At 65.7% G+C, this 25123-nt stretch carries 21 protein-coding genes and 1 other RNA gene; 14 read left to right on the top strand and 8 right to left on the bottom strand.

Annotation, left to right across the window (positions count from 1 at the left end; all coding sequences use genetic code 11):
- Nucleotides 1-110 precede the first annotated feature (110 nt).
- From M3I53_RS00640 to trxA, 5 genes are all read right to left on the bottom strand, one after another.
- Complete coding sequence (locus tag M3I53_RS00640) at nucleotides 111-989, bottom strand: M90 family metallopeptidase (RefSeq protein ID WP_254314063.1); 879 nt, start codon at nucleotides 987-989, stop codon at nucleotides 111-113.
- A gap of 35 nt (nucleotides 990-1024) precedes the next feature.
- Nucleotides 1025-2581: an MFS transporter gene (locus M3I53_RS00635; protein ID WP_254314062.1), complete on the bottom strand. Its 1557-nt coding sequence runs from the start codon at nucleotides 2579-2581 to the stop codon at nucleotides 1025-1027.
- Nucleotides 2578-3120 carry a MerR family transcriptional regulator gene (locus M3I53_RS00630; RefSeq protein WP_254314061.1) on the bottom strand — a complete coding sequence of 181 codons (543 nt, stop codon included), beginning with the start codon at nucleotides 3118-3120 and terminating at the stop codon, nucleotides 2578-2580. Before M3I53_RS00630 ends, M3I53_RS00635 begins: the two co-directional genes overlap by 4 nt.
- Before the next feature lie 162 nt (nucleotides 3121-3282).
- The gene (gene rho, locus M3I53_RS00625; protein ID WP_027818379.1) at nucleotides 3283-4545 is read right to left on the bottom strand and encodes a transcription termination factor Rho; all 1263 of its coding nucleotides are present in this window, start codon (nucleotides 4543-4545) and stop codon (nucleotides 3283-3285) included.
- Nucleotides 4546-4847: 302 nt separating this feature from the next.
- Nucleotides 4848-5174 carry a thioredoxin TrxA gene (gene trxA, locus M3I53_RS00620; RefSeq protein WP_027818380.1) on the bottom strand — a complete coding sequence of 109 codons (327 nt, stop codon included), beginning with the start codon at nucleotides 5172-5174 and terminating at the stop codon, nucleotides 4848-4850.
- Between the two features lie 455 nt (nucleotides 5175-5629).
- On the opposite strand from trxA, the gene ffs reads away from it, so the two are divergent.
- The 5 genes from ffs (at nucleotide 5630) to M3I53_RS00595 (ending at nucleotide 10872) form a co-directional block, all read left to right on the top strand.
- Nucleotides 5630-5728, top strand: an RNA gene (gene ffs, locus M3I53_RS00615) — signal recognition particle sRNA small type.
- A gap of 214 nt (nucleotides 5729-5942) precedes the next feature.
- Complete coding sequence (locus M3I53_RS00610) at nucleotides 5943-8330, top strand: DNA polymerase III subunit gamma/tau (protein ID WP_254314060.1); 2388 nt, start codon at nucleotides 5943-5945, stop codon at nucleotides 8328-8330.
- An 82-nt stretch (nucleotides 8331-8412) separates the two neighbouring features.
- Nucleotides 8413-8739 (top strand): YbaB/EbfC family nucleoid-associated protein, encoded by a 327-nt coding sequence (locus tag M3I53_RS00605; protein WP_069267501.1) that lies wholly within the window; start codon nucleotides 8413-8415, stop codon nucleotides 8737-8739.
- A gap of 185 nt (nucleotides 8740-8924) precedes the next feature.
- Complete coding sequence (recR, locus tag M3I53_RS00600) at nucleotides 8925-9521, top strand: recombination mediator RecR (RefSeq protein ID WP_028204939.1); 597 nt, start codon at nucleotides 8925-8927, stop codon at nucleotides 9519-9521.
- A gap of 70 nt (nucleotides 9522-9591) precedes the next feature.
- Nucleotides 9592-10872, top strand: a complete 1281-nt coding sequence (locus M3I53_RS00595) for a CaiB/BaiF CoA-transferase family protein (RefSeq protein ID WP_254314059.1) — start codon at nucleotides 9592-9594, stop codon at nucleotides 10870-10872.
- An 83-nt stretch (nucleotides 10873-10955) separates the two neighbouring features.
- On the opposite strand, the gene M3I53_RS00590 is transcribed toward M3I53_RS00595, so the two are convergent.
- The gene (locus M3I53_RS00590) at nucleotides 10956-11927 is read right to left on the bottom strand and encodes an NADPH:quinone oxidoreductase family protein (RefSeq protein ID WP_254314058.1); all 972 of its coding nucleotides are present in this window, start codon (nucleotides 11925-11927) and stop codon (nucleotides 10956-10958) included.
- A 269-nt stretch (nucleotides 11928-12196) separates the two neighbouring features.
- Between M3I53_RS00590 and surE the strand changes: the two genes are divergently transcribed.
- Genes surE through M3I53_RS00565 form a run of 5 tightly spaced genes read left to right on the top strand, consistent with a single transcriptional unit; the run spans nucleotide 12197 to nucleotide 16894 of the window.
- On the top strand, nucleotides 12197-12958 hold the full coding sequence (gene surE, locus M3I53_RS00585) for a 5'/3'-nucleotidase SurE (protein ID WP_254314057.1): 762 nt from the start codon (nucleotides 12197-12199) through the stop codon (nucleotides 12956-12958).
- The gene (locus M3I53_RS00580; protein ID WP_254314056.1) at nucleotides 12955-14046 is read left to right on the top strand and encodes a protein-L-isoaspartate(D-aspartate) O-methyltransferase; all 1092 of its coding nucleotides are present in this window, start codon (nucleotides 12955-12957) and stop codon (nucleotides 14044-14046) included. Before surE ends, M3I53_RS00580 begins: the two co-directional genes overlap by 4 nt.
- A gap of 5 nt (nucleotides 14047-14051) precedes the next feature.
- Nucleotides 14052-14975, top strand: coding sequence for a peptidoglycan DD-metalloendopeptidase family protein (locus tag M3I53_RS00575; RefSeq protein WP_254314055.1), 924 nt, complete (start codon nucleotides 14052-14054; stop codon nucleotides 14973-14975).
- Nucleotides 14976-14988: 13 nt separating this feature from the next.
- Complete coding sequence (gene rpoS / locus M3I53_RS00570; RefSeq protein WP_254314054.1) at nucleotides 14989-16095, top strand: RNA polymerase sigma factor RpoS; 1107 nt, start codon at nucleotides 14989-14991, stop codon at nucleotides 16093-16095.
- Nucleotides 16096-16114: 19 nt separating this feature from the next.
- Nucleotides 16115-16894: a 3'-5' exonuclease gene (locus tag M3I53_RS00565; protein WP_254314053.1), complete on the top strand. Its 780-nt coding sequence runs from the start codon at nucleotides 16115-16117 to the stop codon at nucleotides 16892-16894.
- Between the two features lie 15 nt (nucleotides 16895-16909).
- Here M3I53_RS00565 and M3I53_RS00560 read toward each other — a convergent pair whose 3' ends face one another.
- Nucleotides 16910-17791 (bottom strand): endonuclease/exonuclease/phosphatase family protein, encoded by an 882-nt coding sequence (locus M3I53_RS00560; RefSeq protein ID WP_254314052.1) that lies wholly within the window; start codon nucleotides 17789-17791, stop codon nucleotides 16910-16912.
- A 278-nt stretch (nucleotides 17792-18069) separates the two neighbouring features.
- On the opposite strand from M3I53_RS00560, the gene rlmD reads away from it, so the two are divergent.
- Nucleotides 18070-19488: a 23S rRNA (uracil(1939)-C(5))-methyltransferase RlmD gene (rlmD, locus tag M3I53_RS00555; RefSeq protein ID WP_302057517.1), complete on the top strand. Its 1419-nt coding sequence runs from the start codon at nucleotides 18070-18072 to the stop codon at nucleotides 19486-19488.
- A 117-nt stretch (nucleotides 19489-19605) separates the two neighbouring features.
- Here the strand turns inward: rlmD and M3I53_RS00550 are convergent, their stop codons facing one another.
- Nucleotides 19606-20445 (bottom strand): outer membrane protein assembly factor BamD, encoded by an 840-nt coding sequence (locus tag M3I53_RS00550; RefSeq protein ID WP_375542442.1) that lies wholly within the window; start codon nucleotides 20443-20445, stop codon nucleotides 19606-19608.
- A 98-nt stretch (nucleotides 20446-20543) separates the two neighbouring features.
- Between M3I53_RS00550 and M3I53_RS00545 the strand changes: the two genes are divergently transcribed.
- The 3 genes from M3I53_RS00545 to phaC all read left to right on the top strand — a co-directional run bounded on the left by M3I53_RS00545 (nucleotide 20544) and on the right by phaC (nucleotide 25101).
- Complete coding sequence (locus M3I53_RS00545; RefSeq protein WP_254314050.1) at nucleotides 20544-21791, top strand: RluA family pseudouridine synthase; 1248 nt, start codon at nucleotides 20544-20546, stop codon at nucleotides 21789-21791.
- Nucleotides 21788-22657, top strand: a complete 870-nt coding sequence (gene pgeF, locus M3I53_RS00540) for a peptidoglycan editing factor PgeF (RefSeq protein ID WP_254314049.1) — start codon at nucleotides 21788-21790, stop codon at nucleotides 22655-22657. The genes M3I53_RS00545 and pgeF overlap by 4 nt, the downstream gene beginning before the upstream one ends.
- Before the next feature lie 509 nt (nucleotides 22658-23166).
- Nucleotides 23167-25101 carry a class I poly(R)-hydroxyalkanoic acid synthase gene (phaC, locus tag M3I53_RS00535; protein WP_254314048.1) on the top strand — a complete coding sequence of 645 codons (1935 nt, stop codon included), beginning with the start codon at nucleotides 23167-23169 and terminating at the stop codon, nucleotides 25099-25101.
- The last annotated feature ends 22 nt before the right edge of the window (nucleotides 25102-25123 follow it).

The following is a 25123-nucleotide window of genomic DNA, read 5'->3' as shown; positions in this document are numbered from 1 at the left end:
TCCTTAAATCTGGCGGTAGCCAACCCACGTGCCTGCAACACCCATGTTGCCGACTTTGCTCGCGCGAGCCACTTACCCAAGGGTCGAAAAACGGCGATTATGCCAGATAATCAGCCGGTTGGCGAATTTTTAAGGTCCCCGCGCGGCAGGTTTTCAGGCGGCTGGCTGGCCAGTGCGCCCACGCGCGCCGGGTCCTGGCGGTAATAGCGTGCAAGCAGCCGATAAAGCTCGGGATATTCCGCCTCGAACGCCTTCGGCTTGACGAACAGGGCCTCGCTGCACACCGCGAAGAACTCCGAGGGGTGGTCGGCGGCGTAGGGATCGATCAGCGAATCGCGCTCGAAGCGCGCCCAGCGGCGCTCCGGCACAGCGTCCACCTTGTCGCAGAACTGATCGTAGGCGTTGTCGAACACGTCGGCCCAGGCCTGGGCGTCAAGCGGGGCGTGCCAGCGCCGAAAGAGGGGCGGATGCCCGTCGGCCTCGCCGTTGAACATATCGATCTTGTGCGCGAACTCGTGGATCACGACGTTGTACGCGTCGCTGCCATCAGTCATCTGCGCGTCTTCCCACGAGAGGATCACTGGGCCGCCTTCCCACGCCTCGCCGCTCGCGTCGTGCTCCACCTCGTGGACGACGCCGTCCTCGTCCTCGACGGTCTTGCGGATCACGAATTCGCCCGGATACACGACCACGCCCACCCAACCCTTGTAGAGGTCGAGCGAAAGGTTGAGCACCGGCAACGACGCCTGCGCGGCGATCGCCACGGTCATCGGATCGGTCAGCTCGAGATCGTGCGCCGTGGAGAACTCCTTTTGCGCGATGAACAGGCTTGTCAGCTCGCGCAGGCGCACGAGGTCGGCGGCGTCGAGGTGCTTGAGAAAGGGCAGTCCCGCGAGCGTGGCCCGCCAAAGCGCGTCGTCGATCGCGTAGGTGCGCAGCGCCTTTTCGCGGCGGCGCGCGTCGAACCAGTGAGAGAGTTTCGAAAGCATCGCTGGGTGCGTTTTCCCGTGCGTCTGGATGGGGTTCAGTCGATCTGCTTTTGCCACGCGGCGAAGATCCCGCCGCACACCGCCACGCCGATCAGGAAGTAAAACCCGTCGAGGGAACTCAGAAAGCTCGCCTGCTGTGCAACCATGCGGCTCACTTGCGCGAGCGCAAGTCCGTGCGCTTCGCTCGCGGACCGACCCATCAGCTCGAACGAGTGCGTCAGCGCGGCGTAGGTGCTCTGGAACGCCGGGTTGAACGGATTCACGAACTCGGCGAGCCGCGTCTGGTGCAGCGCGAGCCGGTGCTGCTCGACGATGATAACGGTGGCCGTGGCGAACGATATCGTCAACTGCCGGACGATGTTTTTCAAGCGGTAACCGTGCGTGAATTCTTCGATCGCGAAGATGCGGAAGGTGAGATTGGCGACAGGCAGCACGATGAAGAGCAGCAGCAGGCCACGCAGCAGCAGCGGCGGGATGAGCCACGCTTCGCTTGCCTGCGGCGTGAGTCGCGTCATCCAGAACGAGATAAACGCCGAGAGCACGAAGCCGGGCACGATGATCCACTTCTTGTGCGTAATGAGCTTCGCGTAGCGGAAATAGAAAAAGAGCGCGCCGGCCGAGATAAGCGACGTGATGCCGGTGAGTCGGCCGGCGTTTTCGACTGGGTAGTTGAAACCGCCTTCGAGCAGCCGGGAGACCAGATAGCTGAGCGCGGTGCTCAGGTAGTAATAGACCATGTAGAGCAGCAGGCCCACCTGGAACGGCTTCTCGCGCAGCGCGTGAAGGCGCATGAGCGGCTTGGGGTGATGCCACTGGTGCCAGCCAAACCAGGCGAGTGCCGTGATCCCGACGAGCGTGAGCAGGATGATTTCCGGCAACGCGCTGAACAGTTCGAAGCGCACCTGCTGCATGGCGATTTGCAGCGCGCCCTGCGCGAACGCGAAGATGAGGTACGGCCAGAAGTGCGCTTCGCCGCGCTCCTCGGGCAGCAGATGCCCCGTATCGGGCAGCGCGAGCAGGGCCAGCACGGCATAGAGGACGCCTGCGGGCGCGGAAAACGCGAACAGGGCACGCCAGTCGAAATGCGCGACGAGCTGGCCGCCCACGAGCGGCGCGAGCGCGCTGGAGAGCACGATGAGAATGAGGAACGCGCGCGTCGCGACCGGACGCTGCTGCGGCGTGAAGCTGATCTGGATGAGGATGCGGCAGGTGCCCATCATCGGGCCGATGAAGTAGCCCTGGAAGCCGCGCGCGAACGCAAGCTCGATCGACGATTCGCACAGTGCCGCCGCGATCGCGCCGACGGAATAGAGCAGCAGGCAGCTGCCCACGTAGCGGCGGTAGCCCATGCGCTCCACCCACCATTGCTGCTGCAGGATGCCCAGAACGGCGCACACGGCGTAGGCGCTGGACGACCAGACGAGTTCGTCGGGCGAAGCGTTGATGCCGCCCGCGATATGGCTCGCGAAGAACGAAAAGATCGCGTTGTCGTAGTAGTCGAGACCGGTCGCGAGCGCGAGCACCCATGGGAAAAAGTCGCCGCGCAGGCGCGCCGCGCTGAAAATCGGCTCGCGAGGCTGGGCCGTGCTCATGCCGATTCGTCGTCCTCGCCTGCGTTGCCCGCAGGCTCTGCCGGCTTGCCGGCCATGGCCGCCTTGCGGCGCCGCGTGGCGGCGAGGCGCTGCTCGATCAGCTGGTCGGACGGCTCGCCCGCGAGCCGCCGCTGCAGGTAGTCGAGGTCGTCGGCAAGCTCCGCGCGCACCGTCTGTGCTTCCTTCAACTCGCGGCGCACGGCCGCGATGCGCGTGTCGAGCGTCTCGATCTGCTGCGCGAGTGCATCGGCGATCTGCTGGAGCGACTCCTGCGAATAACGCCGGCGGCCTTCGCCGACCTGCTCGAGCGGCCGCTTGAGCATTTCGGTGATGCCGTGCAGCGAAAAGCCGAGCGCGCGCAGCCGCAGAATGCGCGAAAACTGCTCGAGGTCGTGCTCGTCGTAGAGCCGGTAGCGGCCTTCGCTGCGCGAGGGGCTCACGAGCCCACGCTCTTCGTAGTACTTGAGCGTGCGCGGCGTGACGTTCAGGCGCTCGGCGGCGTCGCGCACCGTGAGCAGCGCGGGCGAATCCTTGGGCATGGGGCACTCATATTTCGCCGGGAGGCGACCAGGACACGCCGCGCATTATAGTTCAACGTGAACGTTCACGTACAGGTTGTGGCGCGCAACGATCCGCTGCCGTAAAAGAAAAACGCCCGCGAATTCGCGGGCGTTTTGCGGTGCATCCGGCGGGCGACGGCCTTAGCCGCCGCGGCGCATCATGTCGAAGAACTCGGAGTTGTTCTTCGTCTGGCGAATCTTGTCGAGCAGGAATTCCATGGCCTCGACTTCGTCCATGTCGTGGATGAACTTGCGCAGCACCCAGATCTTCTGGAGGATGTCCGGCTTGATCAGCAGTTCTTCGCGGCGCGTGCCCGACTTGTTCAGGTTGATCGACGGATAGACGCGCTTTTCCGCGAGACGGCGCTCGAGGTGCACTTCCATGTTGCCGGTGCCCTTGAACTCTTCGTAGATCACGTCGTCCATGCGGCTGCCGGTTTCGATCAGCGCCGTGCCGATGATGGTGAGCGAGCCGCCTTCTTCGATGTTACGTGCGGCGCCGAAGAAGCGCTTCGGACGCTGCAGCGCGTTGGCGTCCACACCGCCCGTGAGCACCTTGCCCGATGCGGGCACAACGGTGTTGTAGGCGCGCGCGAGACGCGTGATCGAGTCGAGCAGGATCACGACGTCGTGCTTCATTTCGACGAGTCGCTTGGCCTTCTCGATCACCATTTCGGCGACCTGCACGTGACGCGCAGCCGGTTCGTCGAAGGTCGAGGCGATCACTTCGCCCGCTACCGAGCGCTGCATTTCGGTCACTTCTTCCGGGCGCTCGTCGATCAGCAGCACGAACAGGACTACGTCGGGGTGGTTCTGCTTGATGGCGTGCGCGATGTGCTGGAGCATCACGGTCTTGCCGGACTTGGGCGAAGCGACCAGCAGGCCGCGCTGACCCTTGCCGATGGGCGCGATCATGTCGATGATGCGGCCCGTCACGTTCTCCTCGCCGCGCATTTCGCGCTCGAGCAGCAGCACCTTGTTCGGGTGCAGCGGCGTGAGGTTCTCGAACATGATCTTGTGCTTCGAGGCCTCCGGCGGCTGGCCGTTGACCTTGTCGACCTTCACGAGCGCGAAATAGCGCTCGCCGTCCTTCGGCGTGCGCACTTCACCTTCGATCGTGTCGCCGGTGTGCAGGTTGAAGCGGCGGATCTGCGACGGGCTGATATAGATATCGTCCGTGCTGGCGAGATACGAGGTTTCCGGCGAGCGCAGGAAGCCGAAGCCGTCGGGGAGCACTTCGAGCGTGCCGTCACCGAAGATCGTTTCGCCCGTCTTGGCGCGCTTTTTGAGAATCGCGAACATGAGTTCCTGCTTGCGCAGGCGGTTCGCATTTTCGATCTCGAGGCCATTGGCCATCTCGATCAATTCAGACACGTGCAGAGACTTGAGCTCGGAAAGATGCATACGGAGAACCCGTCGGGGAGGAGTGCGACGAAAAGAATGGGGGAAAAGAAGCGAGCGGAACCGCTCAAGGACTTTTGGTTGAAACTTCGCTTCAAGCTTGCTTGAAACTTTTATAAGGGCGCCGGTAGACGCTTTATGAATTCTAGCATAGCACACGCCAGAAACCGTCGGTGAAGACCGATAGCAAGTTTCGGCGTGTTTTTATGGTGCGTGTTGTCGCGTGACAACACGCACCTTTGCGTGGCTCACCCCTTGCTGGCCGGGCGATGCGCCCGGGCGGACAGGGGAGGCCAGCGAGGACGTTACAGGTGGCTGTCCAGGAACGCAGTGAGCTGCGACTTCGAGAGCGCGCCGACCTTTTGCGCCGCCACAGCGCCATTCTTGAAGAGGATCAGCGTGGGGATGCCGCGCACGCCGAACTTCACCGGCGTCGACTGGTGTTCGTCGACGTTGATCTTCGCGACCTGAAGGCGGTCGCCATAATCCTTTGCGACTTCATCGAGAATCGGCGCGATCATCTTGCACGGACCACACCACTCCGCCCAGAAGTCCAGCAGCACGGGCTTGTCGGATTTCACGACGTCCTGTTCGAACGATGCGTCGCTGATATGCTTGATTTGTTCGCTCATTGTATGAATACCTCTTTCGATTCGAGGCCGAGTAAATTGCTCGCCACGATACACCAAAACTGAAAATTCATCCGGGGCCGCCTTGGCGGCCAGACCCGAACCCGAGTCATACGTCCGAATCACGCGCCATTCGCACGCAAACCGCATGGCCCAGCCGATTGCCGACGCCAGTGTAGCCTAATTCCCTATGCGTTGCCGACGGTGATAGTACTCATGCCGTAAGCAGGGTTTCCGTCCTGCAGGCCACACTCGGCGGCACATTCCGGCCGTGGCGCGGGTAATTGCGCGGGGCCTTTTCGTGCGATATTTCGTGCTTCTGCACGCTATCTGGAGGCGGCGCGGGGCATTGCAAGGGGTGGCTAGCCAAGGCGCGCAACGATGTCTGGAGCGGCCCGGCGCGTCTTTTTGCACCGCAGCAGTCGCATTGGCGCGCGACCGATGTTAGAATGCGCCGTGACGGGCCTCCTCGCATGGAGGGGCGGTCAACCTGGTCAGGTCGGGAACGAAGCAGCCACAGCCGTTTTCCGCCAGTGCCGAGGGTCAGGCTCGTCACCTTCCTCTTTTTCTCCGTTTTTTCTCCAAGTACGACATTGCCTCCGCGCGATTGATTGCGCGCCGCGGCTCTTCGTTCGTCGTATTTACCACGCCTGCATCGCCAATTCATCGTCTGTAATCGCTGGCACGCGCCATTGCGCGGTCGCCGCGAACCGGGCATTGGCCGCCTTTCGATTCATCTGGACGCGCGGGCGTTGCTGATACAATTTCCAGATGACCTATCAAGTTCTCGCACGCAAGTGGCGACCGAAGGATTTCGCTTCGCTCGTCGGACAGGAGCACGTGGTGCGCGCGCTCACGCATGCACTCGACGGCGGTCGCCTGCATCACGCGTACCTCTTCACGGGCACGCGCGGCGTGGGCAAGACGACGCTGTCGCGTATCTTCGCGAAGGCGCTCAACTGTGAGACCGGCGTGACGTCGAAGCCCTGCGGCGTGTGCCGCGCGTGCCGGGAAATCGACGAAGGGCGTTTCGTCGATTACATCGAGATGGATGCGGCGAGCAATCGCGGCGTGGACGAAATGGCCGCGCTGCTCGAGCGTGCGGTCTATGCGCCGGTCGATGCGCGCTTCAAGGTCTACATGATCGACGAAGTGCACATGCTCACGAATCACGCCTTCAATGCGATGCTGAAGACTCTGGAAGAGCCGCCGCCGCATGTGAAGTTCATTCTCGCGACGACGGACCCGCAGAAGATTCCGGTCACGGTGCTCTCGCGCTGCCTGCAGTTCAATTTGAAGCAGATGCCGGCGGGCAACATCGTCGAGCATCTCACGCACGTTCTCGGTGAGGAGAAGGTCGAGTTCGAGCCGCAGGCGCTGCGCCTGCTCGCGCGCGCCGCCGACGGCTCGATGCGCGACGCGCTTTCGCTCACCGACCAGGCCATCGCCTATTCGGCCAACCAGGTCACCGAAGAAGCAGTGCGCGGCATGCTCGGCGCGCTCGATCAAAGCTATCTGATCCGGCTGATCGACGCGCTCGTGGCCGGCGACGGGGCGAACGTGCTCGCCATCGCCGACGAAATGGCGCTGCGCAGTCTGTCGTTTTCCACGGCGCTGCAGGACCTCGCGAGTCTGTTCCATCGCATTGGCTGGGCGCAGTTCGCGCCTTCATCGGTGCTCGAGGAGTGGCCCGAAGCCGACGACATTCGCCGTTTCGCAGAAGCGTTGAGCCCGGAGCAGGTCCAGCTTTTCTATCAGATCGCGACCCTCGGGCGCAGCGAACTCGGCCTGGCACCCGACGAATACGCTGGCTTCACGATGACGCTGTTGCGCATGCTCGCGTTCGAGCCTTCCGTCAGCGCGGGCAGCGTGGGTAGTGCGCCGGCGTCGAAGCCCGCTGCGGCTGGCTCGGGCGGGCGTGCGGCGGCTGCGGTAGTGGCGTCGGCGCGCGGCGCGGCGCCTGCCGCTGCGCAGCCAGTCGTCCCGAAGCCGGCAGCGCCGGTGCCTCAGCCGACTGAAGCCGCACCGGCGAACGTGCCCGTTGCCGAGCCGCAAGCGAGCGCGCCTGAGATTGCGCCGCTCGCGACGCTTGCAGCCGAAGCGCGCGTCGTCCCGCCCTGGGAAGACGAGGGCCAGTCTGCGCCGAACCTGGGCGCAGCGCCGCAAGCTGCGCCTGTGGGCCCGGTCGAGCCGGCTGCGGCCACTGTCGCTGCGCCACAAGAGACGCAACCGGCGCAGAGCGTGGCCGCTGCGCCCGCGCCGCAACTCGAATCCGGTGAGGAAATCGCCGCCGCCGCGTCCGCGCGGGGTGGTGCAACCGCCGCGCTCGACGTGCTGCGCAGCAAGGGCATGCGTGTTGCCACGGGCCGTCCCGCTGCCGCTGCCGCTGCCGGCGCGAGCGCTCCTTCGCCCGCGCCAAAGGCCGCACCGCGCATGGAAGTGAAGGTGCCGACGCCCGATCCGGCTCGCCGCGCCGCCGCCGCGCAGGAGGCGCAAGCGCGACAACCAGGGCGCAACGCAAACGCGCAGCAAGACGCTTCGGGCGCGCCGCCGTGGGACGATATTCCGCCTGACGACTACGTGCCGCTCGGCGCCGATGACGCGTACTTTGCGCCGCCCGACGACGGTTTCGTGCCCGCCTACGACGGCGAGCCGCCAGCGGCGCGCGCCGCCGCTGCGGTGCCGACGCCGTCGCCGGCCGTGGTCGACGTGAGCAAGTTGCCGCCGGGCATTGCGCTCGATGCGATCGGTTTCACGGGCGACTGGCCCGCGCTCGCCGCGACGCTTTCGCTTAAGGGCATCTCGTACCAGCTCGCGTTCAACAGCGAGCTGACGGCGCTCGAAGGCACGCTGCTCAAGTTGAGCGTGCCGGTGCCGCAGTACGCCGAAGCCTCGCAGGTCGCGAAGCTCAAGACTGCGCTCGCCGAGCGTCTTGGCAAAACCGTTGAAGTGAGCGTGGAAGTCGGCCCCGCGCGCCGCACGGCGGCCGCGCTCGACGCCGCCGAGCGCGCCCAGCGCCAACGCGAAGCCGAGCGCGAGATCGGCACCGATCCTTTCGTGCAGCAACTGATTCGCGACTTCGGCGCGAGCATCGTGCCGGGCTCGATCCGGCCGGTCGCGCCGGAAGCCGCATCGGGCGGCACCCAGGCCGTCCACTGAATTGCGCGGCGCGGCGCCGCAAGCGTCGCGCGCTTTTGAGCGCATCGACTCGAACGACTACGATCCAGAAGGAGCAGTGACTATGTTGAAAGGCCAACTCGCAGGGCTCATGAAGCAAGCCCAGCAGATGCAGGAAAACATGAAGAAGATGCAGGAGCAGCTTGCCCAGATCGAAGTCGAGGGTCAGGCTGGCGCCGGTCTTGTCAAGGTCACGATGACCTGCCGCAACGACGTGCGCCGGGTGTCGATCGACCCGAGCCTGCTCACGGACGACAAGGACATGCTCGAAGACCTCGTGGCCGCGGCGTTCAACGACGCGGTGCGCAAGGCCGAGGCCACGTCGCAGGAAAAGATGGGCGGCATGACCGCCGGCCTGCCGCTGCCTCCGGGCTTCAAGATGCCGTTCTAAGGAACGTGGCGAGCGCCGCGTCTGCGTGAGGCAGGCCGGCGCACGCGCGCCCCGCGTGCCGCGCCGCGGCCGGCAGCGCTGCGCGGGCGTCATGGCGTCGAAAGCAGCAAGCAGCACCAGGCAGCAGAAGCACCCCGAAGCCGGTTCCGCTTCAAACCCCGTCGCGCGTCTCGCGCTGAATCCGCATGAAACAACCTTCCGCTCTCGCCGCTCTCGTCGAGGCGCTGCGCGTGTTGCCCGGTGTCGGGCCGAAGTCGGCGCAACGCATGGCCTATCACCTGATGCAGCACGACCGCGACGGCGCCGAAAAGCTCGGCAACGCGCTCCTGTTCGCCACCGGGAACCTGAAGCACTGCGAGAAATGCAATACCTTCACCGAAGCTCAGGTGTGCGAAACGTGCCTCGACGAGGAGCGTGACCCTACGCTCCTGTGCGTCGTCGAAACGCCGGCCGACCAGATCATGCTCGAACAGACCATGACGTACCGCGGTTTGTATTTCGTGCTGATGGGACATCTGAGTCCGCTCGACGGCATCGGGCCGAAAGAGATCCATTTCGACCGGCTCGTGAAGCGCGCGTCGGACGGCGTCGTGAAGGAAGTGGTGCTCGCCACCAATTTCACCAACGAGGGCGAGGCGACGGCCCATTATCTGGGCCAGACGCTCAAGGCCCGCGGACTCGCCGTCACGCGCCTCGCACGCGGCGTGCCGGTGGGCGGTGAGCTCGAATATGTCGACGCCGGCACCATCGCGCGGGCCATGCTCGACCGGCGCTCGATGTAGCGTCCCGCCACGCTTCGTCGCGGCGCACTCGATGTGGTGCCGCTCGCCGAACAGAACGAAAGGAGACACCATGAGCGCAGCCGCCCCTTCCCACGATTCCCCCGATACCCAGTCGAACGCATCCGCCGCGAAAGGCGCGGGTCCGCTTGCGGGCGTCAAAGTCCTCGAACTCGGCACGCTGATCGCGGGCCCGTTCGCGGCCCGCTTTCTCGGCGAGTTCGGCGCCGAGGTCATCAAGATCGAAGACCCCAAGGGCGGCGATCCGCTGCGCAAATGGCGCAAGCTCTACCCCGAAGCGGGCGGCACGTCGCTCTGGTGGGCCGTGCAGGCGCGCAACAAGAAGTCCGTCACGGTGAATCTCAAAGCCGAAGAGGGCAAGGAGATCGTGCGGCGGCTCGCGAAGCAAGCCGACATCGTCATCGAGAATTTCCGGCCAGGCCTGCTCGAAAAGCTCGGGCTCGGCTACGACGTGCTCTCGAAGGAGAATCCCGGCCTCGTGATGGTGCGGCTCTCGGGCTACGGCCAGACCGGCCCGTATCGCGACCGTCCGGGCTTCGGCGCGATCGCCGAATCGATGGGCGGCCTGCGCCACATCACCGGCTATCCCGATCTGCCGCCGCCGCGCATCGGCATTTCGATCGGCGACTCGATTGCCGCCCTGCATGGCGTGATCGGCGCGATGATGGCGCTCCATCATCGCAACACGAACGGCGGCAGCGGCCAGATCGTCGATGTCGCGCTCTACGAGGCCGTATTCAACATGATGGAGAGCGTGGTGCCCGAGTACGGTGTGTACGGCATGGTGCGCGAGCGCACCGGCGCGTCGCTGCCGGGCATCGTGCCGTCGAATACGTATCCGTGCCGGGACGGCAGCATCGTGATCGGCGGCAACAGCGATCCGATCTTCAAGCGCCTGATGATGGCCATCGACCGCGCTGACCTCGCAAACGATCCGCAACTCGCCCACAACGACGGCCGCGTGCCGCGCACGGCGGAGATCGACGGCGCTATCGCAGCGTGGCTTTCCACGCGCACCATTAACGAAGCGCTCGACGTGCTCAATGCCGCCGACGTGCCCGTGGGCCGCATCTACAGCGTGGCCGACATGTTCGCCGATCCACAGTTCGCGGCGCGCCAGATGATCCAGCAGTTCCGCTGGCAAGCGCCGGGCGAGAAAGAAGGCGAGGGCGTGGACATCGCGCTGCCCGCGGTCACGCCCAAGCTTTCGGCGACGCCCGGCAACACGCGCTGGCTTGGTCCCGCATTGGGCGAACATACCGACGAAGTCCTGCGGACACTGGGCTATGACGCGGACCACATTGCACAGTTGCGCGAGCAACACATTGTCTAAGGCGGCTTGCCTCATGCAAAACGGCTCGCTGGTGAACAACCGGCGAGCCGTATCCGTTCTTCGTCCTGCGTGACAGGAAACGTTCAGGGCTCGATCACGATCTTGCCCGTGACCTTGCGCGAGGCCATGTCCTTGAGAGCCTGCGCGGTGTCGGCGAGCTTGTAGCGCTTCGAGACGTATGGCTTGAGCTTGCCTTCGCCGATCCAGCCGACCATCTGCGCGAACGCGGCCGCGTTGCGTTGCGGCTCGCGACGCGCGAAATCACCCCAGAACACGCCGACGAGGCTCGCGCCCTTGAGCAGCGCGAGATTGAGCGGCAGCTTGGGAATCTCTCCATTCGCGAAGCCGACCACGAGATAGCGCCCGCGCCAGCCGATGCTGCGGAACGCCGGCTCCGCATACTCGCCGCCCACCGGGTCGTAGATCACGTCGGGGCCTTTGCCGTCGGTGAGCACCTTGATGCGCTCGCGCAAGTCCTCGGTGCTGTAGTTGATGGTGGCGTCCGCACCGAAGCGGCGGCAGACTTCGAGCTTCTCCTCGCTCGAGGCGGCGGCGATCACGCGCGCGCCGAGCACCTTGCCGATTTCAACGGCCGCGAGGCCCACGCCGCCTGCCGCGCCGAGCACAAGCATCGTTTCGCCTGCGCGCAGCGCGGCGCGATCGACCACGGCGTGATGCGACGTGCCGTACGCGAGCGTGAAGGCGGCGGCCGTCGCGAAATCGGCGGCCTCGGGCAGCGCCACGCACGCCGATGCGTCCGCAAGCGCCTGCTCGGCGAACGCGTCAGTGCCCACATACGCGACCACGCGCGTGCCGGGCGCGAGCTTCACGCCTTCGCCCACCGTGCGCACGACGCCCGCGAGTTCGGCGCCGGGCGTGAAGGGCAGCGGCGGCTTCATCTGATACTTGTTCTCGATGATCAGCACGTCGGGAAAGTTGACGGCCGCGGCCTTCACGTCGATCACGACCTGACCCGGGCCCGGCACGAGGTCGGGCGAGTCTTCGAGCGTGAGCGAGTCGGGTGGCCCGTACTGGTTGCAGCGGATTGCGCGCATCGTGTCTCCTGTCTTTTCCGGTTCGGTGGCTTGCAGTGGCGTCGGTCATGCGTTCGCTACCGCGGAACAGTGTACGGCAATCCGCCGCAATGCGAACGATCGTGCGATTTATTTCACGTCGATGACAGGTGCCTTTCGGGCCGTGCCGGGGGTGCGAATACGCCCCTGGCCGGCTCGTGATTTCGACGTGCAGCCAGGTGGCAGACACGCACTGGCGCAAGGCCCGGGCTGTCGTTCGCGTGCCTTCTTTCCTCGGTTACAATCGCTCGATGCGAATACTACTCAGCAACGACGATGGTTATCTCGCCCCCGGCCTTGCGGCGCTTTATGAAGCGCTCAAGCCGCTCGGCGAAGTCACGGTCATGGCGCCCGAGCAGAACTGCAGCGCCGCATCGAACTCGCTTACGCTGTGGCGCCCGCTGTCGGTGTTGCGATCGGCGAGCACCGGCTTCTATTACGTGAACGGCACGCCGACCGACTCGGTGCACATCGCGCTCACGGGCATGCTCGACCAGCAGCCCGACCTCGTGGTCTCCGGCATCAACAACGGCCAGAACATGGGCGAGGACACGCTGTACTCGGGCACGGTGGCCGCGGCGACTGAAGGCATCATGTTCGGCTTGCCGGCCATCGCGTTTTCGCTAGTCGACAAGGACTGGGTGCATCTCGATTCCGCCGCGCGCGTTGCGGCCGAGATCGTTGCACATTACCTTGCGAACCCGATGCCGGGTCATCCGCTGCTGAACGTCAACATCCCGAACCTGCCATACGACGAGCTTGGCGACTGGCGCGTCACACGCCTCGGCAAGCGTCATCCTTCGCAGCCCGTGATCCGCGAGACCAACCCGCGCGGCGAGCCGATCTACTGGATCGGGCCGTCGGGCAGCGCACGCGACGCGAGCGAGGGCACGGACTTCCACGCGGTAGTGAACGGCCACGTGTCGATCACGCCGCTGCAACTCGATCTCACCCATACGCAAATGCTGTCCGCGACGCACGACTGGGCGCGCAAGGGCGGCAGTGCTTCATGACGGGCGAGCGCACGAAGCGTTTTCCGCTGGGGCTCGCGGATCTCGTACGCGAGCCCCGCCGGCGCGACGCGCGCCCGGGCGATGCACGCACGTCGCTCGCGAGCGCGGGCAACAGCGGCCCCTCGAAAGCGGGCGTCGGCGCGCTCGCGAAGCCCGCCGCGAAGGCAGGTAGCCCGGCTGTTGCAAAGTCCGTCGCGAGCACGCCGTTCAAGGCGCCGCCTGCGAAACCGGTCAATGCAAAGCCGGTCAATGCGAAGCCCGTGAGCCCGAAGCCGGTGAGCGCGAAGCCGGCGAACTCGGTCAAGCCTGCCCATCCGGCCGGCAACGCAGCCGCGCCGCGCGCCGCCGTGCCGGGCGGCGCGAGTGTGCCGCGTGCCGCGATGGCCGTCACGGGCGCGCCCGCCGTTGCGCTCAACGGCGCGCATGCGCTGACTTCGGAACGCGTACGCGAACGCATGGTCGAACGCCTGCGTGCGAACGGCATTGCCGATGCGCGCGTGCTCCAGGCGCTCGCGGCGGTGCCGCGCCACATGTTCATCGACCCGGGTCTCGCGACCCAGGCCTACGAAGATGCGGCGTTGCCGATCGGTCATCACCAGACCATCTCGAAGCCTTCCGTGGTCGCGCGCATGCTCGAGCTCGCGGGCGCGGGCCGTGTGCTGGAGCGCGTGCTCGAAATTGGCACCGGCTGCGGCTATCAGGCAGCGGTGTTGAGCCAGATCGCACGCGACGTGTATTCCATTGAGCGTATCAAGCCGTTATACGAGCGCGCGAAGACGAATCTTCGTCCGCTGCGTATCCCGAATATCCGCTTGCACTACGGCGACGGACGGCTCGGTTTGCCGTCGGCGGCGCCGTTCGACGCGATCGTGATCGCTGCTGCGGGCTTCGACGTGCCGCAGGCGCTGCTCGAGCAACTCGCCATCGGCGGGCGGCTCGTGGCGCCGGTAGCGGTGTCCGGCACCCAGAGTGCCGCCGGCGAAGCGACGCAGGTCCTCACGCTCGTCGAGCGTACCGGGCCGGCGCAGTGGCGGGAGTCGCGCCTGGATCGCGTTTTCTTTGTCCCCTTAAAATCTGGAGTGATCTGAATCCGATGAGTATGTTGCGCGCGATCAAAAGAAACCGCCCGAATGTCGACCTGCCCGAAGCCACGCTGATCGCAGCCCAGCGCGGCGCCGCGGTCGCCGCGCTCTGTCTTCTGGCCGCCTGCGCCACGCGACTCGATCAGGCGCCCGTGGTTGACCGCACCGCGCCGCTCGGCACGGCGGCCGCACAGCCGCCGGTGCCGCTCGGGCCGCCGCCTCCGGGATATTACCGGGTGAAGCCGGGCGACACTCTCTATAGGATTGCGCTCGAAAACGGCCAGAATTATCGCGACATCGCGACGTGGAACAATCTCACCAATCCGAACCAGATTGAGGTGGACCAGTTGTTGCGCGTCGTGCCGCCGGGTGCGAATCCGTCGGCCTACACGCCGGGTGTCGTGACCGCGCCGGTGCCGGGCGTGGGCGCCGCGCCGGGCGCTCCCGCAGCGGAGACGCCGGCGCAGCCGCCGATCTACGGTTCGGGTGCGAACGCAGCGCCGCCGACGGCCGCCGTGCCGCCGCAGCCGGGTGCAAGCGGCGGTGACATTGCCGCGGCGCCGGGCGGCAACATCGCGCTCGCGTGGCCGGTGCGTGGTCCGGTGCTCAACGGCTTCGACGATACGAAGAACAAGGGCATCAATATTGGCGGTGCGCCGGGCGATCCTGTCAAGGCAGCCGGCGATGGACGCGTGGTTTATGCCGGAAATGGGCTGCGCGGTTACGGCAATCTCATTATCATCAAGCATGACGCGACGTTTTTGACCGCGTATGCACACAACCGGACTTTGATGGTAAAAGAAGGGGATGCGGTCACCAAAGGTCAGAAGATCGCCGAAATGGGCAATACCGACTCGGACCGGGTGATGCTGCATTTCGAAGTACGCCGTCAGGGTAAGCCCGTCGACCCACTGAAGTACTTGCCGCCGCAATAAAAGCGAGCCGACCATGCCGAAATCGAAGCGCCGTCTGCAGCAATCCGAGTCTGACAGCCAAGCCGCCCAGGTTTCGGTGGAGGACGGCGCGCAGGCGGCCGACGACGACGCGTCGCCCGACGTCGACGGCGGGCGCGATTTTGAGGAGCGCGAGGACCGTGAAGAGCGCGATTCGCAGGCCGACGAAGGCGGCTCGGGCGAGGGCGCCGAAACCGCCGAGGCCGCGCCAGACGCTGACGATTTCCGCGCCATGCTTCAGGCCGAACTCACGGCCGACACCATCCAGCATTATCTGAACCGGATCAGCGTGAAGCCGCTCCTCACTGTCGAGGAGGAGCAGCGTTATTCGCGGCTCGCCAAGGCCGGCGAGTTCGAAGCGCGTCAGGTCATGATCGAGCGCAATCTGCGCCTCGTCGTCAGCATTGCCAAGGGTTACCTCAATCGCGGCGTGCCGCTGCTCGACCTGATCGAGGAGGGCAACCTCGGCCTCATGCACGCAATCGAAAAGTTCGATCCCACGCGCGGCTTCCGTTTCTCGACGTATGCGACCTGGTGGATCCGCCAGAGCATCGAGCGCGCGATCATGAACCAGGCGCGCACCGTGCGTTTGCCGGTGCACGTGATCCGTGAGCTCAACCAGGTGCTGCGCGCGAAGCGACATCTGGAGAAGAACTCGCTCAACGCGGATTCGGCCTCCGAGCGGCGCGACGCGAGCATCGACGACATCGCGTATCTCACGGGCAAGACCACCGAGGAAGTCACCGACATTCTCGCGCTCAACGAACACACGGCCTCGCTCGACGCTCCGCTCGACCTCGACCCGGCCAGCAGCCTGCTCGACCTGCTCTCGGACGACCAGAGCCAGTCGCCCGATGCCGAAGTGCAGCATCGCGAACTGGAAACGCTTACACGCGCGTGGCTCGGCCGGTTATCCGATAAGCATCGCCATGTCATCGAACGGCGCTTCGGGCTGAACCATATCGAGCCCGCCACGCTCGAAGAGCTGGCCGACGAAATGGGCCTCACCCGCGAGCGCGTGCGGCAGATCCAGCAGGAAGCGCTGGTGCGCCTCAAGCGCTTTTTCGCTTCGAACGGCGTGCGCAAGGACGCCGTACTCTAAACCCTCGCAGTCCATCTGAATGACAGTTCCTGTACTCGTATTCGACATCGAGACGATTCCCGATGTCGACGGCATTCGCCGTCTCGACGATCTGCCCGCCACGCTCACCGACACCGGAGTCGCCGAGCACGCTTTCGCCGCGCGTCGCGAGAAGACCGGCAGCGATTTCCTGCCGCATCACCTGCAGCGCGTTGCCGCGATCTCGTGTGTGTTTCGCGACGGCCAGGGCTTTCGCGTGCGCTCGCTCGGCACGCCCGAAGACGGCGAGGCGCGCCTGATCGATTCGTTCTACCGCACGATCGAGAAGTACTCGCCGCAGCTCGTGTCGTGGAACGGCGGCGGCTTCGACTTGCCGGTGCTGCACTATCGTGCGCTCGTGCACGGCATTCGCGCGGTGCGCTACTGGGAAACGGGTGAAGAGGACCGCGAGTTCAAGTGGAACAACTACCTTAGCCGCTACCACACGCGTCACACCGACCTGATGGATGTTCTCGCGATGTATCAGCCGCGCGCTAACGCACCGCTCGACGCGCTCGCGAAGCTCTGCGGTTTTCCGGGCAAGCTCGGCATGGACGGCGGCCAGGTGTGGACCGCGTTTCAGGAAGGCCGCATCGAGGAGATTCGCAATTACTGCGAAACCGACGTGGTCAACACCTATCTGCTTTATTGCCGGTTTCAGATGATGCGCGGCGGATTCACAGAGCGCGAATATGCGGATGAGATCGAGTTCGTGAAGCAGTCGCTCGGCGCGGAAACCGCACCGCATTGGGGCGAGTATCTCAAGGCGTTCGCGAGCTAGGCACGGCGTAGTCTCTCAGCCCAGTTCGAGCACGATCGGCTGATGATCGGAAGCCCGGGTCGCGCCGTCTATCTCGCAGCTTCGCAAGCGCGGGCGCAAATCCTCCGTGACAAAGACGAAGTCGCACGCGAGCGGACCGTCCGACCATTGCTGCGTGTCGTAGACGCCCGCCGTCGGCGGCGGCGTCGCGCCCGCATGCAGCGCGGTCCACGCGTCGACGAAGGCAGGGCTGCCCGCGAGCGGTTCGAGCATGCGGGTGTACGCTTCGCTGCCCCACGCGCTGTTGAAGTCGCCGCAGACGATCGCGGATAGCGGGCGCGCGGTGCGGGCGAACGGGCCGACATCGTTTTCGGCGGGCGCGGGATGCGCCGCGTGATCGGCGGCTTCCTGCTGCAGGCGCCGCAACTCGTCCACTTGCGCGAGCCGCTGGCGCAGCGAATAAAACTCCAGATGCGTGACCAGCACGCGCAGCGCGCCGCCCGGCGCGTCGAGCACGACTTCGAGCGCCACGCGCTGCATCGAGGGTGCGGTGGAGTCGGCGGGCCACGGCAGGGCGTGGCGAAACACCTGCGCGAGCGGCAAGCGCGTGGCGAGCGCGTTGCCGAACTGCCGGCGCGGCATCTGCGCCGTGGCTTGACTCGAGGCTTGCGCGACACGCGGCGCAGGCAAGTCGGCGCCGATCGCCTCGATGACCGTATAGCCGGGCAGCAGCGAGCGCAGTTCGGCGAACTGATCGTCGCCGGGCCCACCCGGCAGCGCCCGGAAGCCGCGCGTGATTTCCTGCAGGCATAGCACGTCGAAGTCGGCGAGGCGTTGGGCCTCGCGCATCGTGCGCGCGAGATCGACGACGCCAGAAGCGTCGCGGCCCCACTGCACATTCCAGCTCACGAGTTTCATCGCCACGCTCCTCCCATGGCGCGGCGGCGGTTGCCGCGCGCACGGTTAACCCTAGCCTGTTTTCTGCCGACGTGTCGTATGACGAATGCGCGGGCAGAGGCGCATACGCGGCGCCGCGCGCACGATCGCACCGGTTCGAAAACTGCAGCGACGGAGCGCGGGCGCCGACTTCGACTACAATCTCGCCTTCGCCCACAATTCACTCATCGTCAGTCAGGAATCCGCTGGTGTCTCAAGCTGCCCCCGACCCTCAAGCCGAGCCTGCCCAGGCCGAGCCCATGCCGTCCACGCCCCCCAAAAAGCGCAGCAAGCGCGAGCGCCGCGCCGAAAAGCGCGCCGCCATTGAAGCTTCGGTCGCTCATGCCCCCATTCTCGAGATCGAGTCGCTCGACATGGAGGCCCGCGGCGTTGGCCGCACCGTGACCGAGACGGGCGAGCCCGGCAAGGTGATCTTCGTCGAGGGCGCGTTGCCGGGCGAGCGCGTGACTTACCTCAGCTACCGCAAAAAGCCCACGTTCGAACAGGCGCAGGTGGTCGACGTGCTGCGCGAGAGCGCGATCCGCACGAGGCCGCAATGCGCGTTCTTCGGCACCTGCGGAGGCTGCTCGATGCAGCATCTCGACGTGCGAGCGCAGATCGCCGTCAAGCAGCGCGTGCTCGAAGACAACCTCGTGCACCTCTCGAAAGTGCGCTCGGAGACGATGTTCCGGCCCATTCACGGGCCGTCGTGGGGCTACCGCTATCGTGCGCGCCTTACGGTGCGCAATGTGCCGAAGAAGGGCGGTGTGCTGGTCGGCTTCCACGAGAAGAAGAGCAGCTACGTGGCCGACATGACGAGCTGCGAAGTGCTGCCGCCGAACGTCTCGGCGATGCTCGTGCCGCTGCGCCATCTGGTGGCCGCGCTGTCGATTCGCGATCGCATGCCGCAGATCGAACTCGCCGTGGGTTCGAGCGTGACGGCGCTCGTGCTGCGTATTCTCGAGCCGCTCACGGCCGCCGACGAAGACCTGCTGCGCGCGTTCGCGGACGAGCACAACGTCCAGTTCTGGCTGCAGCCGAAGGGCCCGGACACGGTGTTCCCGTTCTATCCGCTCGACAAGGAACTGGACTACACGCTGCCCGAATACGGCATTCGCATGCCGTTCAAGCCGACGGACTTCACCCAGGTCAATCACCAGATCAACCGCGTGCTGGTGGGCCGCGCGCTGCGCCTGCTCGCGCCCGAGGCGGACGACCGCGTGCTCGATCTGTTCTGCGGCATCGGCAACTTCACGCTGCCGCTCGCGCGTCTCGCACGCGAAGTGGTGGGGATCGAAGGCAGCGATACGCTGACGGCCCGCGCGCTGGAAAATGCCCGCGCCAACGGCGTGGACGGCCACACGTCGTTTGCATGCCGCAATCTGTTCGAAGTCACCGCCGACGACATCCGCGCGCTCGGCCACTTCGACAAGTTCCTCGTCGACCCGCCGCGCGAAGGTGCGTTCGCCGTTTGCCAGGCGCTCGCGGAAATCGCGCAGAGCGGCAATGGCCCGCTGCCCAGGCGCATCGTCTATGTGTCGTGCAGTCCCGGGACGCTGGCGCGCGATGCGGGTGTGCTCGTCAACGAGGCCGGCTACCGCCTCAAGGGCGCGGGCGTGGTCAACATGTTCCCGCACACGTCGCACGTGGAGTCGATCGCGCTGTTCGAGCGCGATTGAGCAAATCTGCGGCAGCGCAGGCGCGTAGCCTGCACTGCCGCCGCTGAGGCCCAAAAAAAACGCCACGGAAACCGTGGCGTTTTGCTTTCAGCGTGCCTCAGGCTGGAGGCGCGGCGATCACCAGATCTGCCACCAGGACTTGTTTTCCTTGCCGGGACGCGCGTGACCGGTGATGTACGGGCTGTCCGGGAAGGTGCCGGCAAGCACGCGGCGCGTGTCTTCGGCAAGCTGCGGCTGATCGAGCTTCTGGTACGACAGGATCATGATGTGCAGCGCGTCTTCGATTGCCGGCGCGCTCTTGTAGTCCTGAATCGCGAGTTGCGCGCGGTTGATGGCCGCCACATAGGCGCCGCGGCGATAGTAGTAATCGGCCGCGTGCACTTCGTGCGAAGCTAGCGCGTTCACGATGTAGCGCATACGCTGGGCGGCGTCCGGCGCGTACTTGCTCTGCGGATACTTGTCTACCACCATCTTGAACGCGTCATACGACTCGCGCAGCGACTTCGGGTCGCGCTCGCTCATGTCCTGGCCCGAGAAGCGGCCGAACAGACCCAGGTCGTCGTTGAAGTGGATCATGCCCTTGAGGTAGTACGCGTAGGCGATGTCCGGGTGATCCGGGTGCAGCTGGATGAAGCGGTTGATCGCCTGGTCGGCGGCGTCGTTCTCGTTGTCCTTCCAGTTGCAGTAGGCCACGTTGATCTGCGCCTGCTGGGCGAAGTGGCCGAACGGGTCGCGGCCCTGGAGTGCTTCGAAATATTTTGCGCACTTGCCCCAGTCGCCGCCGGAGAGCGCGTCCTGGGCCTCCGTATATAATTTGTTGTTGTTCCACGCTGCCGTTTCGTCGGTCTTTTCCGGCAGGCCGTGGCAGGCCGCGACCACGGCGAGCGCCGCGCCGCAAGCAGCAAGTCGAATGATGTTGCCAATCTTGCCGAGCGTGTTTGCTCGCGTCGCGCGCATTGCGTTTCGGGCCACCGCGTGTTGGGCCAGTTTCGTAATCGTGTTCAAGGCTCGCATTTATCCAGTCCAGCTTCAGGTCCACAGGTGACCCAGACTCAATGACCCGTACAGTTATTCCGGGGGCCGGCGCTCCCGGCGCCCAAAACAGCATCAGAGATTATAGCCTGGGCGATGCGCCCGATGACGCAGCCGCCAGTGAGGGGCTCGACGACGAACTCGCAGCCGAGGACGCCGGCGGCGCCCCGCGTGCGCGCGGGGACGAAGCCCCGCGCTCGGTTCAGGTGCCAGATGAGCTCGCGGGCGAGCGCCTCGATAAGGTGCTCGCCAAAGTATTTCCGGAATTTTCACGCAGCCGTTTGCAGGGTTGGATCGAAGAGCAGCGCGTGCGCGTGGACGGCAAGCCGGCCAAGGTGCGCCAGCCGGTGCCGCTCGGCGCGACCATCGAGCTCGTGCCGGACCTCCTGCCCGAGCAGCTCGCGTTCGCGCCCGAGCCGGTGCCGCTCGACATCGTCTACGAGGACGACGCCATCGTCGTCATCAACAAGCCCGCGGGGCTCGTCGTGCATCCGGCCGCAGGCAACTGGAGCGGCACGCTCCTCAACGGTCTCCTGCATCGCTATGGCGATGCAGCGGGCCTGCCGCGCGCGGGAATCGTCCATCGGCTCGACAAGGACACGTCCGGGCTGATGGTCGTCGCGCGCACGCTAGAGGCGCAGACCGACCTCGTGCGCCAGCTGCAGGCGCGCACGGTCAAGCGCCGCTATCTCGCGCTCGTGTGGGGCAACATGGCCGACGAAGGCACCATCGACGCGCCCATCGGCCGCGACCCGCGCGAGCGCACGCGCATGGCGGTGGTGAAGGGCGCGTCGGGCAAGCCCGCGCGCACGCACTTCCGGCGCATCGACAAGACGCTCTGGCACAACCAGCCCGTGAGCGCGATTCATTGCGACCTGGAAACGGGGCGCACACACCAGATTCGTGTTCATTGCGCGCACATCGGTCATCCGCTGCTCGGCGATCCCGTGTACGGCCACGCGCGCGGCAAGCGCTCGGTCGCGGCGCTGCCAGACGGCTTCGCGCGCCAGGCGTTGCACGCGTGGCGCCTCGGCCTCGTTCATCCGGTCACGGGCCGCGCGATGCAATGGCGCGCCGAAGTGCCCGACGACCTCGACGCGCTGATCGAGGCGCTCGGCTTCGGCGGCAAGGAAGACGAGGACGAAGCCGGCTTCGATGAAGATATGTTCGACAGCGCCTACACCGACGAAGGCTACGTGATCGGCAGCGACGAGGAAGATCACGAAGACGACGACGAAGACGACGAGCAAGACGAGGACAAGCACGCATGACGACCTGCCCGGAACTGACATCCGACGATTTGCTGCATCCCGACTGGCAGGTTTCGCCGCGCGTGCGGGCGCTCGTGACGACGCGCGACGGCGGCGTGAGCGAGCCGCCCTTCGGGCGCTGGCAGGCGGCGCAGGGCGGTGAGGGCGTGGATCTCCCGGGCGGCCTGAATCTCGGCCGCGGCTCCGGCGACGATCTCGCGCACGTCGAGGCGAACCGCGCGCGGCTCTTCACGCATGCGGGCGTGCCGGCCGCGTGGCTCAAGCAGATCCACGGTCCGGTCGTGGTCGACGCCGCGCAGGCGCTCGCCGCTGCTCGCGCGGGCGCTCCGCTCGAAGCCGATGCGAGCGTGACCGCCGAGCCCGGCATAGCCTGCACGGTGATGGTGGCCGACTGCATGCCCGTTCTGCTGTGCGATGGCGAGGGCCGTGCCGTGGGCGCCGCGCACGCGGGCTGGCGCGGGCTGGCCGCGGGCGTCATCGAGCGCACGGCCGAGCGCGTCGCGGCGCTCGCGGGCTGTGCGACGGCCGACCTGCATGCGTACCTCGGCCCCGCGATCGGGCCCACGGCCTTCGAGGTCGGCGCCGACGTGCGCGACGCGTTCATGACACATGTGGAGCAGGTCGACGCTGCGCGACGCGATGCCCATCGCGCCGCCACCGCGGCAGCCTTCGTGGCGCGCCCGGAGCCGAACGGCAAATACCTCGCCGATCTTCCCGCGCTGGCGCGGCTGCGGCTCGATACGCTCGGCGTGCGCCACGTGAGCGGCGGCGACCTGTGCACGGTTACGCTGCGCGAGCGCTTCTACTCGTACCGGCGCGATCGCGTCACCGGCCGGATGGCCGCGCTGATCTGGCTCAATCCCTGACCTCGCTGCGCCGCGCCGCCGTCGTGAAACGGCGCGGCGGCGCGTGGCGAGTCAGACGATTTTTGTTGCGCTGCAGCTATTCCCGCAACGTACTGTGCTCCTCTCACGGCGCATTAGCTCCCCGATTGCCGCATTGCACTGCAAACGCTTGCCGCGACGGCGGATTTTCGTGCGCGCGGCCGCACAGCAATGTGTCGCGGCAGTTAAACAATTGATTACATCGGGAAAACGATAATTAAAAAAATATCGCAGCGCGGCAAAATCGGGCACAAGCATTGACACGCTTTGCAATGGGGAGCAAGAATGTCCTTCACCCACGGGACAGGTCGTGACGAGCGCCGCAACGGCGCCCGTATGCGTACCACCTGCCTCTCAACCAGTCCTTCGGGACACATCGGTCAAAAGCAGGCATGACGGCATCTCAACGTTCCAAGACTGCCCCGGGCACGGGCGCCTCAACTGATGGTGCAACGCGCGGCAACCCGCCTTTTGCTCCCGACGCAGCCGGCATGCAGCAGTATCTCGACGCGTGGACGAACGCTTGGAAGAGCGCCCTGAATGCTGCGCAGCAAACCGGCGGCGCGGCGCAGCAAGCGCCCTTCGCGGGACTCGCGGCCAACTGGTGGCCGCCGGCGGGCAACGGCGCGCCGGGCAATCCTTTTGGCGCTGGCAATCCTTTCGCCGCAGGCAATCCTTTCGCTGCGTCCAATCCCTTTGCTGCAGGCAATCCATTTGCAGCCGGCAATCCGTTCGCCGCGGGCAATCCGTTCGCCGCCGGCAGTCCTTTCGGCGCAGCCAATCCGTTCGGTGGCGCGAATCCTTTCGAAGGTTTCAAGCTGCCCACGGCATCGATTGAACCCACCCGGCTGCAGCATCTGCAGGCGGAGTATTCGCGCGACGCGCTCGACTTGCTGCGCCAGGCCACAGATACGACGCCCAAGGCGCCCGAACTCAAGGATCGGCGCTTCAGTTCCGACGCCTGGAGGGCCACGCCCGCGTATGCGTTCACGGCGGCGTGGTATCTGCTCAACGCGCGCTACCTGCACGAACTCGTCGACGCGATCGATACCGATGCGAAAACGCGCGAGCGCATTCGCTTCGCCGTGCAGCAGTGGACCGCGGCGGCTTCGCCCAGCAACTTTCTCGCGCTCAATCCCGACGCCCAGAGCGCCTTGCTCGAAACCCACGGCGAGAGCCTGCGTCAGGGCGTGATGAACCTGCTCGGCGACATGTCGCGCGGCAAGATCTCGCAAACCGACGAGTCGCGCTTCGTGGTGGGCCGCAATCTCGCGACCACCGAAGGTTCGGTCGTGTTCGAGAACGCGCTGTTCCAGCTGATCCAGTACAAGCCGCGCACGGCCACCGTGCGCGAGCGGCCGCTTCTGATCGTGCCGCCGTGCATCAACAAGTACTACATCCTCGACCTGCAGCCCGAGAACTCGCTCGTCGCCTATGCGCTGGAGCAGGGGCAGCAGGTGTTCCTCGTCTCGTGGCACAACGGCGACGCGTCGATCGCGGACCGCTCCTGGGACGACTACATCGAGGAGGGCGTGCTCACGGCCATCGAGACGACGCGCAGCATCAGCGAGCGCGAGCAGATCAATACGCTCGGTTTTTGCGTGGGCGGCACACTGCTCGCCACGGCACTGTCGGTCGCGGCGGCGCGCGGCGAACATCCCGCTGCGTCGATGACGCTGCTTACCGCGATGCTCGACTTCGGCGACACGGGCGTGCTCGATGTGTTCGTCGACGAAGCCCACGTACAGATGCGCGAGCAGACCATCGGCGGCAAGAATGGCGGTACGCCGGGGCTCATGCGCGGCGTCGAGTTTGCGAACACGTTCTCGTTTCTGCGGCCCAACGATCTGGTCTGGAACTACGTCGTCGACAATTACCTGAAGGGCCGTACGCCCGCGCCGTTCGACCTGCTGTTCTGGAACAGCGACTCGACGAGCCTGCCGGGGCCGATGTACGCGTGGTACCTGCGCAATACGTACCTTGAAAACAAGCTGCGTGAGCCGGGCGCGCTGACGGTGTGCGGCGAGGAAGTGGATCTGTCGCGCATCGACGTGCCGACCTTCATCTACGGTTCGCGCGAGGATCACATCGTGCCCTGGCGCACGGCGTATGCATCGGTGCCGTTGCTGTCCGGGCCGCTGAAATTCGTGCTTGGCGCGTCGGGCCACATCGCGGGCGTGATCAACCCGGCATCGAAGAACAAGCGCAGCTTCTGGAGCATCGAGGCCGACGCAAAGCATCTGCCCGAAGAGGCCGACGACTGGTTCGCTGCTGCCGAGGAAAAACCCGGCAGCTGGTGGCCGACCTGGGCCGAATGGCTCGATCAGTACGGCGGCAAGAAGGTGAAGCCGCGTGCGCAAGCCGGCTCGGCGGAATTCCCCGAGATCGAGCCGGCGCCGGGGCGTTATGTGCAGCAGCGCGATTGAGGCAATTGAAACGCTTGCTGCG

The organism is Paraburkholderia sp. CNPSo 3272 (genome assembly GCF_024206495.1).
Classification (GTDB): Bacteria; Pseudomonadota; Gammaproteobacteria; order Burkholderiales; family Burkholderiaceae; genus Paraburkholderia.
Note: the sequence above shows the minus strand (reverse complement) of the source record. Positions and strands in the feature narration are given on the sequence as shown.

Excerpts from the sequence above, each read along its gene's own strand:
- M3I53_RS00640 (WP_254314063.1), bottom strand. The coding sequence starts at position 989 with ATGCTTTCGAAACTCTCTCACTGGTTCGACGCGCGCCGCCGCGAAAAG.
- M3I53_RS00635 (WP_254314062.1), bottom strand. The coding sequence starts at position 2,581 with ATGAGCACGGCCCAGCCTCGCGAGCCGATTTTCAGCGCGGCGCGCCTG.
- M3I53_RS00630 (WP_254314061.1), bottom strand. The coding sequence starts at position 3,120 with ATGCCCAAGGATTCGCCCGCGCTGCTCACGGTGCGCGACGCCGCCGAG.
- rho (WP_027818379.1), bottom strand. The coding sequence starts at position 4,545 with ATGCATCTTTCCGAGCTCAAGTCTCTGCACGTGTCTGAATTGATCGAG.
- trxA (WP_027818380.1), bottom strand. The coding sequence starts at position 5,174 with ATGAGCGAACAAATCAAGCATATCAGCGACGCATCGTTCGAACAGGAC.
- M3I53_RS00610 (WP_254314060.1), top strand. The coding sequence starts at position 5,943 with ATGACCTATCAAGTTCTCGCACGCAAGTGGCGACCGAAGGATTTCGCT.
- M3I53_RS00605 (WP_069267501.1), top strand. The coding sequence starts at position 8,413 with ATGTTGAAAGGCCAACTCGCAGGGCTCATGAAGCAAGCCCAGCAGATG.
- recR (WP_028204939.1), top strand. The coding sequence starts at position 8,925 with ATGAAACAACCTTCCGCTCTCGCCGCTCTCGTCGAGGCGCTGCGCGTG.
- M3I53_RS00595 (WP_254314059.1), top strand. The coding sequence starts at position 9,592 with ATGAGCGCAGCCGCCCCTTCCCACGATTCCCCCGATACCCAGTCGAAC.
- M3I53_RS00590 (WP_254314058.1), bottom strand. The coding sequence starts at position 11,927 with ATGCGCGCAATCCGCTGCAACCAGTACGGGCCACCCGACTCGCTCACG.
- surE (WP_254314057.1), top strand. The coding sequence starts at position 12,197 with ATGCGAATACTACTCAGCAACGACGATGGTTATCTCGCCCCCGGCCTT.
- M3I53_RS00580 (WP_254314056.1), top strand. The coding sequence starts at position 12,955 with ATGACGGGCGAGCGCACGAAGCGTTTTCCGCTGGGGCTCGCGGATCTC.
- M3I53_RS00575 (WP_254314055.1), top strand. The coding sequence starts at position 14,052 with ATGAGTATGTTGCGCGCGATCAAAAGAAACCGCCCGAATGTCGACCTG.
- rpoS (WP_254314054.1), top strand. The coding sequence starts at position 14,989 with ATGCCGAAATCGAAGCGCCGTCTGCAGCAATCCGAGTCTGACAGCCAA.
- M3I53_RS00565 (WP_254314053.1), top strand. The coding sequence starts at position 16,115 with ATGACAGTTCCTGTACTCGTATTCGACATCGAGACGATTCCCGATGTC.
- M3I53_RS00560 (WP_254314052.1), bottom strand. The coding sequence starts at position 17,791 with ATGAAACTCGTGAGCTGGAATGTGCAGTGGGGCCGCGACGCTTCTGGC.
- rlmD (WP_302057517.1), top strand. The coding sequence starts at position 18,070 with ATGCCGTCCACGCCCCCCAAAAAGCGCAGCAAGCGCGAGCGCCGCGCC.
- M3I53_RS00550 (WP_375542442.1), bottom strand. The coding sequence starts at position 20,445 with ATGCGCGCGACGCGAGCAAACACGCTCGGCAAGATTGGCAACATCATT.
- M3I53_RS00545 (WP_254314050.1), top strand. The coding sequence starts at position 20,544 with ATGACCCGTACAGTTATTCCGGGGGCCGGCGCTCCCGGCGCCCAAAAC.
- pgeF (WP_254314049.1), top strand. The coding sequence starts at position 21,788 with ATGACGACCTGCCCGGAACTGACATCCGACGATTTGCTGCATCCCGAC.
- phaC (WP_254314048.1), top strand. The coding sequence starts at position 23,167 with ATGCAGCAGTATCTCGACGCGTGGACGAACGCTTGGAAGAGCGCCCTG.